The sequence below is a fragment of the Aquidulcibacter sp. genome, assembly GCF_044346625.1.
Taxonomy (GTDB): Bacteria; Pseudomonadota; Alphaproteobacteria; order Caulobacterales; family Aquidulcibacteraceae; genus Aquidulcibacter.
This window is the reverse complement of record NZ_JBIIYV010000076.1, coordinates 1-11,769: the sequence shown is the minus strand read 5'-3', so window position 1 is coordinate 11,769 and position 11,769 is coordinate 1. Positions and strand designations below refer to the sequence as shown.

Sequence of the window (11,769 nt, the reverse complement as noted above, 5' to 3'; positions counted from 1 at the left end):
GGCACCGATGCCGCATCGATAACTTTTGGGGTGCAGGTTTAGTTCCAAACGCCAATAGCGGATCGTCCGCAATTGGACCATTTAGGCGCCTTACCTAGCCGCTGTTGGCAAAATCCGTTGAGCGATCTGGTTTGTAGTTTGCAACAGACATTTAAACGTTCTTAAAACCTCTGAGGTAACAAGGGTGTAACAACAGATAAGATAATCGTGGCGACTTGGTAAAAATCCTGCTGGAAACGCATGTCGCGCTAAGATAGCCAAGCCACCAATAGAGCCAAAGCCAATGAACCCGATCGTAGCAAAAGCACAACAAGACACAAACGATCAAATTTACTGGCGAGTCGGCATGGCTGGGATTGTCGCAATGATAGTTGCAGTAGCGACCGATTGGGCCATCGCTTTGGCGTGGCTGGCGCTCGTAGGCCTTGGAGAAGGCTGTGTTAAGTGGTGCGGACCCAAAGTCGCGGCTGGAGACACAAGCTATGCGCCACTCTACGTAGGCGCTATCTTTTCGGTGGTGATGACTTGGGTAAGTCTGACTTACTTGTTGTGGCAGCACGACAACGAGTTAAAACGATTGGTTCCAGTCATAGCCTTATTCACAATGGCAACTTACTCCATTTTGAATGGACACAGGTCTCTGAGTATTTTGGTCGCGTCGGTTACGCCGCCTTTGACAATGTTGCTGATCCTGATGGTCCACTATCTCTGGTCAAGCTTCCCGTGGACAATTGCGAGCATCGTATCGTTTGCTCTTTTAGGTGCGATAGCGATCATTTTGGTGAACGCGCGTGTGCTTTACAAGGCTGGCGAAGACTTAAGGGCAGCCCATCGTGCCTTAAGTGAAGAACGCGATTCGTTAGAATTGCGCGTTCAAGCACGCACCGAGGAACTGACACATGCGCTAGAGGCAGCGCGAGCAGCCTATGCTGTCAAAACGAGCTTCATTGGTAACATTAGCCACGAATTTCGGACACCTCTTAATTCCATCATTGGCTATGCGGAAATCATCAAGGAAGATGTGGATTCAGGCGAGAAAGTTTCCATTAGTGATGTGAATAGCATCAAGCGCGCGGGCAAGCATTTGCTGGCGATGATTAACGACATTCTCAATCTGACCAAGTTCGAAGCAGGTCGCATCGACTTGCAATTAGACACGGTTGAGTTGGCTGAATTGCTTGACCAAGTCCGCGAAACCGTTGGCCATTTGGTGAAATCAAAGCCAGTCGACCTGAAGATCGATATCGGGCAGGATCTACCCGTGTTGCAGACCGATTCGAGATGTCTGTTGCAATGTCTCATCAATCTGGCAGCAAACGCGTGTCAATTTACCGATATGGGTCACGTTACGCTCAGCGTCCGTCCCTTTAGTGATGCGACACAGGACTGGCTTTGGTTTAGCGTGATCGACACTGGATGCGGCATTCCAAACGACCAACTGGAGCGCATCTTCGAACCCTTTACCCAGGTTGATTCAAGCCTAACCCGCAACCATGATGGCTCAGGACTTGGTCTCGCAGTCACAAAGCGCCTCAGTGAATTGCTCGGCGGGCGGGTCGAGATCCGCAGTCGCATCGGTCATGGCACGCAAGCCAATTTGTTTGTGCCGGTCTTCCCGATCACGATACTACAAGCCTTGGCGGCGTAGAGCTCCTGCTCTCTAGTTGGGTTTAAGGGAATCCGCCGATTCGTGAGGAATAGGGCCATCCTAATTGCTCAGTCCAAGCAGAGTGGATTTTGATCCGCCAGCAATCTTCCATGCGATAACAGGGCCGAAATTTTCGCGTCAGAACCGCGAATTGAAGTCAGCGACAACAATTGGCCGAGAGGGGCAGGTCGGGCGTGGGTTGCGAAAGCTGAGGTCCATCAGCTCCAGATACTCGGCCCTTTACGCGCGTCTTCGTCACAGAGATGTAACCCGTCGATTTATCGGCTTCTCGCTGCATTTCCCCCCTTCCATCTGTTATGTGATAATATAACAAAGGATGGAGATCCGTTTCAAACGCAGATGATGACCAGTTAAGGACGCGCTGAGGCATTATGACCATTCGACGCTTTTCATTTTTATCTAGCGCTTTGATTGGCGCTACACTGACGCCTTTTGTGGCCTTTGCAGGTCCCGCGCAACAGGAAGCCGAAGCAGAAACCATTGTGGTGACCGCACAGCGCCAAGCCTATCGGGCCGACATTCCTTTGAAGCTGACGCCCCAATCTGTCGACATTCTGGAGGCAGACACGTTGGAGGAAGTTGGGATCACCCGTCTTTCCGATGCGCTGGACTTGTCGGCATCCATGGCGCGCCAAAACAACTTTGGTGGCCTTTGGGATAATTTCGCCTTGCGTGGCTTTGCAGGCGACGAGAATTTGCCCAGCGGATATCTCGTCAATGGCTTCAATGCCGGTCGTGGCTTTGGCGGACCACGCGACATTGTCGGGATTGAACGGATCGAGATCTTAAAGGGTCCCAGCGCGGCCGTGTTCGGTCGTGGCGAGCCGGGTGGGGCCGTCAATCTGGTCACCAAGAAGCCCGAATTTGAGACTGAAGGCGCGATCGGGATCGCCGTCGGCAGCTTTGAGAAAGTGCGCGTCGATGGCGATTGGACGGGCCCTTTGAGCGAGATGGTTGCGGTGCGCCTCAACGGATTTTACGAGCAGAGCGATAGTTTCCGCGATACACTAGAGTCCAAGCGTTCCGGGATTTTTCCTTCCGCGCACTGGCGGATCAATCCGAAGACCAGCCTAACCTACGAAGGCGAAATCACACGTCAAGAACTCCCCTTTGATCGCGGCGTCATTTCACTCACTAACAAGTTGGATGTTGTTCCGACCTCGCGTTTCCTCGGCGAGCCGGGTGATGGGCCACTTCAGGCTGATGCGACCGGCCATCAGGTACAACTTCAACATGACTTTAATGATGATTGGAGCTTTTTGGTCGGCGCGGGGTATCGCACCACCGATCTAGAAGGTTTTTCCACCGAAGCCGAGCTCGCCACGGCCCGGCAGCGCCTATTTGTCGATGGTCAAACCCTGTCCCGCCAGCGCCGCTTCCGCGATTATGAAGCCGAACATACCGTTTACCGCGCTGAAATCAGCGGGCGGTTTGAAACAGGCGCGCTTGAGCATCGCCTCTTGGCAGGCTTCGACTATGACCAATTCTCCAATGACCAGCTCTTCTTGCGCTTTCGGCCACCCTCGGTTGCTGGCAACCCAAGCCCTGCTGCGGGCAATGTGATTAATATTCTCAACCCCATTTATGGCCAATTCCCGCTGCCAGCACCGGGTCCACAAACCAACCGCTTGGATGAGCAAGAGGCTTGGGGCTTTTATATTCAAGACCAAATCAAAGTGAGTGATCAGCTCCAAATCCGCTTGGGTGGGCGGTATGACGATTTCTCCAGCTCTGGCTTGAACCGGGCCACCACTAGCTCGACTTCCTTCGGCGATACCAAGTTCAGCCCACAAGCAGGTTTTGTCTTTGAAGCCAGTGACGCCTTCACCCTCTATGGGTTTTATGGCCAAGGTTTCAGAGCTAATTCGGGAACAGATTTTGCCGGTACAGCCTTTGCGCCGGAGGAGTCTGAATCCTTCGAACTGGGCAGCAAGATCACCTTGTTGGATGGCGACTTGGAAGCCACGATTGCTGCCTTCTCCATGACCAAGACGAACATCATCACGGCAGACCCAATCAACGCAGGCTTCTCGCTAGCCATTGGCGAAGCCGAAAGCCGTGGTCTTGAAGTTGATGTGTCGGCAGAATTGCCTGGCGAATTAGACCTGCGCCTGTCTTATGCTTTTGTGGACGCGCAAGTTGCCAAGGATGGCCTTGATCCCAATTTTGCCGCGCTGATCAAAAAGGGAGACCGCCTGATCAATGTGCCTGAGCATACCTTGAGCGCGCTGATCTCGAAAGAATATGAGGTCGGCGGGCGCGAGTTGGAGATCGGCGGTGGTCTGCTTTATGTCGGCGAGCGTCTGGGTGAGACAGCCACGACGTTTGATTTGCCCGCTTATACGACGCTGCGTCTGTTTGCGACTTATGATCTGACCGATGATTTGGAAGTGTCGGCTCAGGTCAATAATCTGGCTGACACGACATTCTACACCAATTCATTCAGCAGGCTGTGGGTTGCACCGGGTGCCCCGCGCAACGTGACGGTGGCTCTGCGCTACAGTTTCTAGGGGTGCGATAGGATGGGGGGTCAAGGTCTGTCGCTCAGCGAACTGGTGGTAAAGCGCGGCGGTCGCAGCGTGCTGGACGGCCTGACACTGAGCGTCCCTGCGGGGCATATTTACGCTCTGCTGGGTGGCAATGGTGCTGGAAAGTCCACGGCCTTGTTTGCCACTTTGGGCCTTTTGCCAGTTGTGAGCGGCCAGGTATTGGTGGACGGCAAAGACCCCGCAAGCCAGCCTGATGCTGCGCGCGCCTCAATCGCCTATTTGCCGGAAACAGTTGCTCTCTATGAGCATCTAACCGCGCGCGAAAATGTGGACTATTTTTTGAGCCTCGCTGGCCAATCGCGCACCAAGGCCCAGATTGAAGAGGCCTTTGCGCAAGTCCGACTAGACCCTGCCGCGCAAGACCAACGCTTAGGTGCTTTTTCCAAAGGCATGCGCCAGAAGACGGCCATCGCGCTTGCCTTGCTGCGCCGAACACCCGTGCTTTTGCTCGATGAGCCAACAACGGGTCTGGACCCGCAAGCGACGCAGGATTTCCATGCTCTCCTCTTGGACCTTAAAGCGGGTGATGTGGCGATTTTGATGGTGACCCATGATCTTTTGGGTGCGGTTGATGTAGCCGATACGATCGGTCTGATTATTGACGGCAAACTGGCGTCAGAGTGGCAAGCCCAAAGCGCAAATCCAAGGTTTGACCTACAAGCACTCTATGGCGCATTCACCCAAGCGCGCGTCGGGCACGCCGCTGCATGAGGCGCGCCCGTCTAATCGCGTGGGCTGAGCTTGCCTTAATGGTGCGCTCGCGCGTGGCCTTGATTGGCGTGATTGCCTTGCTGCTCTTATCGACAATTGCAGCAGCAACCTCTTACACCCACATGGCGCAGGAACGCCTAGGCCGTATGGCCAATCAGACCGAAACCGATGCGCTGTTTGAAGCCCAACCTGCCCGCCATCCTCACCGCATGGTGCATTATGGCAGCTATGTGTTCCGGCCGATTGGTACCCTAGCCGGGTTTGATCCAGGCATTGACCCGTTCAGCGGTACCACGCTTTATCTCGAAGGCCATCGTCAAAATAGTGCGACCATTTCTGCGGTGCGCGAGAACTCAAGCCTCATGCGCTTTGGCCAGTTGACGCCGGCCTTTGTCCTCCAAACCCTCGCGCCGCTATTGCTAATATTTTTGGGCTTTTCGATGATCACGCGCGAGCGTACGCGCGGTAGCTTAAGGCTCCTTCTGTCTTCAGGTGTCACAGCAGGAGATCTCATCCTCGGCAAAACCCTTGCGCTTGGCTCTGTCGGCCTTGTCGCCCTCGCCCCCGCTTGGTTGACCCTGATTCTGATGGCCATTGTCATGCCTAGCGAAGCGGGTGCCGCAGCTATGATTGGGCTTGGTTACGGCCTTTATGTGTTGATTTGGGTTGTCGGCATTATTGCAGCCTCAGCCTTGGCTCGCTCGGGCCAAGCAGCCTTACTTATCCTGATCGGCATTTGGTGTTTCATTGCCGTTGTAGCCCCACGCGGGGCCGCCGAACTGGCAAGCCGTTTGGAACCCTTAGAGAGCCGGGCAGCAACGGATCTGACGATCCAAGCAGAGTTGCGCCAATTGGGCGATAGCCACAATCCCGATGATCCTTTCTTCGCCGCCTTCAGGGCGCGCACCTTGGCGCACTATGGCGTGACCAAAGTCGAGGACTTGCCTTTCAACTTCCGGGGCGCCGTCTCTGCTGAGGGGGAGGCGCTGACCTCGCGGCTGTTTGATAAACATTTTGCCGAGTTAGCCACTACCCAGCGCGCACAAAGCAACATCGTTGCCTATCTGTCGATCTTTAGCCCAGCCCTTGCTGTGCGCCGTGTGTCGATGGCAGGGGCAGGGACAGACCTTGAAACCCATTTGCGTTTCTTACAGCAAAGCGAAGCCCACCGCTTTGCCATGGTGCAATATCTCAATGGTCTGCACCGGGATAGATTAAGTCTCGCTGATGATGCTGCTCGGTCCAAGGATAGCCAAGCCGAGCAGCGCACGCGCATTGGTGCCAATAATTGGGCCAAGGCACCGGACTTTGTCTTCAAGCCCACAAGCGCTGCAGACCGCTTGTCTGCCGCTTTCGCCCCAATCCTAATTCTCACCCTATGGCTCGGGGCCATGATGATTTTGGCCGGCTGGAGTGGGCGCGTTTTGACGGGCAGGGCGCTATGAAGCACCTCTGGCGGGAAATCAGCTTCCTTCTGCGCCAACACGCCAGTGTGTGGGCAATCGCGCTGCTGACGGGTTTGGCCGCATTGACAGTCGGTCTGGGGTTACAGGAAGTGGCCAGACAAAAAGCGGCCATTAGCGAAGTTATCGCCCTACAAAAAACAGATACGGCCGCGATCAAGACCTTTGCAACCGATGCGGGCGATGCGGCCTATTACCGCTTTCACCCGACGTGGGACCCGCCGTCTGCCCTAGCTTTTGCCGCCCTCGGCCAGCGCGATATTGCCCCGTCAATCTTGCGTATTCGCGCCTTAGCGCTCGAGGGCCAAATTCATGAGAATGAAGCCCAAAACCCAGAGCTGGCATTACCGGGCCGCTTCGATTTTGCCTTTGTCTTGATCTATTTGGCGCCCTTAGTTCTGATCGTGCTTTTCTACGATCTTTGGTCGGGTGAGCGTGAGGCCGGCCGACTTGCGAGCTTGCAGGCCCTTCCAAAGGCGCGTGCGCGCGTCTGGCTTCCCCGGATTGCAGCTCGGTTTGGTATGGTTAGCGCAGTGCTCATTCTCGTCTTCTGGGTCGGTGCTCTGATCAGCGGGGCAGGACTAGGCGAGACATTGGCCTTTACCGCCCTTATCCTCACAGTGCTTGGATTTTGGACCCTGATTGCAACCTTGATCGCAAAAGGTGCGGGCAGCTCACCCACCAACGCGGCTGTGCTGGCCACCATCTGGTTTGTGATTACCTTGATTGCGCCTGCAGGGTCCAATCTGGTGATCAATGCGGCCACCCCAATCCCGGACGGGGCGGCCATTATGCGCGAGAACCGCGAGGCGGTGCATGATGCTTGGGATGTAGATCGCGATGCGACCCTGCAGCGCTTTTACAAACTCTATCCCGAATATGCGACGTCGCCGCCCATGCAGCGTCCCTTTGAATGGAAATGGTATTATGCGTTCCAGCACTTAGGCGATCAGCACGTTGAGCCGTTGTCGCTAGCCTATCGGGCGGGGATTGCAGAGCGTGACGCCCGCGCAGGACTTGTCGCTCTCGTCTTGCCACCGATTACTATTCAGCGTGGCCTCCACCGAATTGCGCGTACAGATATGGCCGCACAATCGGCCTATCAGGATCGTATTCGGGCCTATCATACCCGGCTAAGAACCTACTATTATCCCTATCTGTTTATGGCCAAGCCCTTCACCCCGGCCGACTTTGACGCAGCCCCAGCGTTTGACCGTCCGCTAGGTGAGAAGATCGATTAAGGCATGCCGCTATCCATTTTCTGCTCTGGCGCGCGAATGGGTTGTACTTCTTAGATTGGCGCATCTCGGTCTGTGTGCTTAGTTTGTTAGAATCTGGCCGATTGCAGATGGTCTGGTTTAAGGATGTGTGGGGGCGAAAGCTGTTGTAGAGCGCCAAAACCTGAAGTTTCAGAAAGTCGGCGCGGAGCAACAAGGCGATGGCTAGACAAACTTTCGTCTTGCCTCCTTTCATTATTTCATGTATCCATGAAATATGGAACAAAATATCGCAATCAAAATGTTGTCTGCAATTGCTCATGAAGGGCGTTTGTCGCTGGTGCGCCGGCTGATCCAAGCGGGGCCACAGGGCATGCCAGCAGGCGATCTAGCCCGCTTTGCTCAGATCGGACCAACCACGGCGTCCGCACAATTACTGGTCCTGACAAATGCGAACCTTGTCAAATCAACCCGCAATGGTCGTGAGGTGATTTATTGCGCCTGCTACGACCGCTTTAGCGAACTGATGCAGTTTCTGATGCATGATTGCTGTGGCAAGCGCCCTGAGATTGTCCAGCTTCTCGACGACGAGATAAGCGCATGAACGCCAAGTCAGCTAACTTAATACCAGACAAGGCGGAAATTGCTGCGCTCAATGAGGCTTGTTTTTGTCTGCCATTGGGCCGCGAGCAAATCGACAATTCGATTCTGTCGTCGGTGAACGTCCCGGAAATGGCCACTCTTTTGGCTGGAAGACCAAACCTATTCGCGAGTACTGGCGTTTTTCTTGCTGCCAGCGATCTCGATAACATGATCGACCAGATTCACACCATTGAAGCGGCAACTCAGACCGTCAGTTATCAGGACGTAACCCTATCCCGAGCCGATGGTGCTCTCGCCAATGTCCAGGCCGAAACGCGCGGCGTTTTTATGGGCTATGATTTCCATATCACCCCCGACGGTCCCCGCCTGATTGAGATTAACACCAATGCGGGCGGCATATTTCTTGTTCATGCTCTGAGCCGCGCCGTGCAGGGTGGCGCGCTGCCTGGCTATCTAGCGTTTGGGGCCAGTCGTTTTGAAGAGCGCATCTCTGAGATGATGGTGTCAGAATGGCGCGCTGCCGGTCGGCTAGGTCAGCCCCAAACACTTGCCATTGTCGATGACAATCCCGAAGGGCAGTATCTCTATCCTGACATGCTGCTGGCACAGGCACTCTTGAATGAACAGGGTATTACAACAATAATTGTCAACTCCGCTTCACTTGCCATAGGTTCCCGCGGCTTGATGGCAGGAGACCACGTCATTGACATGGTCTACAATCGGCTGACAGATTTTGCGTTGGCCATGCCCCAGTCTGAGGCCTTGCGATCCGCTCTACTGCAGAATCAAGTCGTCGTCACGCCTTCTCCTCGTCATCATGCTTTGTATGCCGACAAGCGCAATCTCGCATTTCTAAGCGATGCCGAAAAACACAAAACGTTGAACCTAGCCCCCCACCACGCACAAGCGCTCACCAGCCTTCCCGAAACTGTTGAGGTCACACCTGAAAAAGCCGACGCGCTTTGGGCTGCCCGCGGGGCCCTGTTCTTTAAGCCTGCCACCGGATATGGCGGCGCTGCTGCCTATCGCGGCGACAAGCTGACGCGACGGGTTTGGAATGAAATTCAAAAAGGTGGCTACGTCGCACAAGCCTTTGTTGCACCCCAGACTCGTCTTGTTGCAACTGAAGCGGGCCCGACAGTCCTGAAGTTTGATGTCCGGGTCTATACGTTTTCAGGCGATCCTCTGATGCTGGCCGCGCGCGCATATCAGGGCCAAACAACGAATTTCCGGACCTGCGGCGGCGGCTTTGCCCCTGTGATCCTAACCGATGCATAAGGTGGCGACCTCTCGGTCAAGCAAATGGCTATTCATCAAGATTGTGGGCGTGCCGTTATATCGCTGGCTGTTGCTGCTTGGCATTGTGCTCGGTCTTGTTGGCGTATCCATGGTGATCCGAACTCAACTCAGGATCGATTGGAATTTAGACTCTTTGCGTGCTTTCGTGCAGAGCCTTGGGATTTGGGGGGCCCTTGCGTTTATTGGTATTCTAACTTTCCGGTTTCTATTTCTTATTCCGACCGGCTTATTACTCTTGGCGGGTGGCGCTATTTTTGGCCCTATTTTTGGCACCCTTTACGCCGGGCTTGGGATGTTCTTGTCCGGCATGTTAAAATTTGGCCTGGTCGCAATTTTAGGCCGGGATAAAGTATTGAGCACTTTGCCGCCAAAGGTTCAGTCATGGGTGCGCAAACTGGCGCAAGGCCGCCTGAGCGCGTGGGCATTGTTTGGCATTTGCGCGTATCCATTCTTTCCGAAGCACGTCTTTCAATACGCCGCGATATTGTCAGGCATGAGCCTCCTTCGCTTCATCGTAGCGGTTCTATTTGGGTGCATGGTGCAGGCCTTCTTGTTCGCCAACATTGGCCAAGCGCTATATTCAGGCGCTGGCATTGCCCTTTCAAGCAGTATTCTTCTCATCAGCATTCTCGTGCCTGTCTGTGTCCCGTCTTGGCGACGCTGGATGTTGGCATCCCTGCAACCCAAAACGGATACGGAAAAGCCCACATGATCACCCTTTATGGTGCCGCAACCACAAACGCGCGCAAGGTCGCCATAGGCTTGGCAGAGCTTGGCCTCGATTGGGTGCCACGTCACGTTCGGCTTGATCAAAAGGAGCAACATGAAGCGTGGTTTTTAGATGTTGCGCCCAACAATAAGATCCCAGTGTTGCATGACGACGCGACGGGCATCACAGTTTGGGAATCAGGCGCAATTCTGACTTATTTAGCCGATCAGTATGACCCTGAAGGTATCATTCTAGCAAAGTCGGGCGCGGCCCGTTACGCTGCAATTCAGGGTGCCTTTTTTCAAGCCGCCCATATTGGTCCCAACCTAGGTCGATTGAACGAGCAGCTAACGGCCAGCGACGCAGACAGAAATCCCCAAATGATGGCGCTATTCTATGGCGAATGTGTGCGTTTGACAGGTGTAGTTCAACGCATGCTGGGCGATGGACGGCCATTCCTTGCGGGCGACTACTCCATTGCCGACATCATGCACTACCCGTGGCTCAAGGCAGGCCTCGATCACGGCTTCCCCGCACTCCTCGACAAACCCATTGTGACCGATTGGCTGGCCCGCATTGGGGAACGGCCTGCTGTCGGAGTGGGCATGTTGGCCTTTTAAGGTGCGGATTTGCATAGCTTATGCCTAGCAATGGCGCATTTGAGATTGCTGGCATCTCGGCAGAGCTCTTCAAAACACGGCGCTTGCGGACCAACTTTTAGCGGGCTACTCTTTACCCTCGACCATAAAAAGCAAGCCGGCCTTTCTAGAGTTAGTGCGAAATTGCACGTTCCATCTGTGAGTTAGGGAGGATCAATGTCTGCAGGGATCGATTTTACTTACAGATACGCTTTCGAGTCGAACGTTGAACAATCGGCCAAAGGCAAACCGCAGCTCTGCCTTGCGACGTGTGACGCCAGTTTAGCTCAACCTTATTTTTTTGATGGGCGCGTGCGACAACCCAGAATGCTCGGCGAGATGCTCTATGTGTTGAGTGACGTTGTTCGCACGCATTTTTTCCTGCCAAGGCCTACCGTTATTTTAGATCCGGTTGTCACAAGCAACGAAGATATGTTGCGCTTTGAAGGTTTCAGCGGCTGTTGTGGGGTGTATGCCCGCGTTGACCTGCCAGCATCGGGCTTTGATGGCGAATGCAAAGGACGCGGCACAACGAACGTCGATTTTAATACCGACATGCGGGCAGCTCTATTGCGTTTGCGCGATGAGGAAGACGTCGAATTTGCCGTCGGTGCCGACGAGGTCGTGTTATCGCGAGACGGGGCAAAGACAGTTGAGAAAAAGGTCAAGCTGCCTCTTCGATGGATCAAAGGGTTCAGTGAAGTCCAAGCTTACCAGCCGCGTCTTGAGCCTAGAATAGAAGTGTCTGCGGCAGAGGGGCTGCGCTTTATCCGAGATTTGCCGAAGAGCTCACGCCCAAAAATGCCGAGCTAGTCGCATGTGAACAATCCGATTTCGGCGCATTTAGGATAATCTGCCTTTGAGAGGCAGCTTTTTGGCTGGATGGTGGTTTGTGGTGTCTATGTGGCCCT

10 protein-coding genes are annotated in these 11,769 nt (G+C 54.4%); all 10 read left to right on the top strand.

Annotation, left to right across the window (positions count from 1 at the left end):
- Positions 1-364: 364 nt before the first annotated feature.
- Entirely contained in the window at positions 365-1,648 is a 1,284-nt protein-coding gene (locus ACIQ20_RS14030; RefSeq protein ID WP_395781335.1) for a sensor histidine kinase, read from the top strand.
- 392 nt (positions 1,649-2,040) lie between these two features.
- Complete coding sequence (locus ACIQ20_RS14025) at positions 2,041-4,179, top strand: TonB-dependent siderophore receptor (protein WP_395781333.1); 2,139 nt, start codon at positions 2,041-2,043, stop codon at positions 4,177-4,179.
- 12 nt (positions 4,180-4,191) lie between these two features.
- Positions 4,192-4,929 (top strand): ABC transporter ATP-binding protein, encoded by a 738-nt coding sequence (locus ACIQ20_RS14020; protein ID WP_395781331.1) that lies wholly within the window; start codon positions 4,192-4,194, stop codon positions 4,927-4,929.
- Positions 4,926-6,374 carry an ABC transporter permease gene (locus ACIQ20_RS14015; protein ID WP_395781329.1) on the top strand — a complete coding sequence of 483 codons (1,449 nt, stop codon included), beginning with the start codon at positions 4,926-4,928 and terminating at the stop codon, positions 6,372-6,374. Before ACIQ20_RS14020 ends, ACIQ20_RS14015 begins: the two co-directional genes overlap by 4 nt.
- Positions 6,371-7,633, top strand: coding sequence for an ABC transporter permease (locus ACIQ20_RS14010; protein WP_395781327.1), 1,263 nt, complete (start codon positions 6,371-6,373; stop codon positions 7,631-7,633). Before ACIQ20_RS14015 ends, ACIQ20_RS14010 begins: the two co-directional genes overlap by 4 nt.
- Before the next feature lie 253 nt (positions 7,634-7,886).
- Complete coding sequence (locus tag ACIQ20_RS14005; RefSeq protein ID WP_395781325.1) at positions 7,887-8,213, top strand: ArsR/SmtB family transcription factor; 327 nt, start codon at positions 7,887-7,889, stop codon at positions 8,211-8,213.
- Positions 8,210-9,490, top strand: a complete 1,281-nt coding sequence (locus tag ACIQ20_RS14000) for a hypothetical protein (RefSeq protein ID WP_395781323.1) — start codon at positions 8,210-8,212, stop codon at positions 9,488-9,490. The genes ACIQ20_RS14005 and ACIQ20_RS14000 overlap by 4 nt, the downstream gene beginning before the upstream one ends.
- A gap of 49 nt (positions 9,491-9,539) precedes the next feature.
- Positions 9,540-10,223: a TVP38/TMEM64 family protein gene (locus ACIQ20_RS13995; RefSeq protein ID WP_395781321.1), complete on the top strand. Its 684-nt coding sequence runs from the start codon at positions 9,540-9,542 to the stop codon at positions 10,221-10,223.
- Positions 10,220-10,840 (top strand): glutathione S-transferase family protein, encoded by a 621-nt coding sequence (locus tag ACIQ20_RS13990; protein ID WP_395781319.1) that lies wholly within the window; start codon positions 10,220-10,222, stop codon positions 10,838-10,840. The genes ACIQ20_RS13995 and ACIQ20_RS13990 overlap by 4 nt, the downstream gene beginning before the upstream one ends.
- Positions 10,841-11,035: 195 nt before the next feature.
- Positions 11,036-11,671 (top strand): hypothetical protein, encoded by a 636-nt coding sequence (locus tag ACIQ20_RS13985; RefSeq protein WP_395781317.1) that lies wholly within the window; start codon positions 11,036-11,038, stop codon positions 11,669-11,671.
- Positions 11,672-11,769 lie beyond the last annotated feature (98 nt).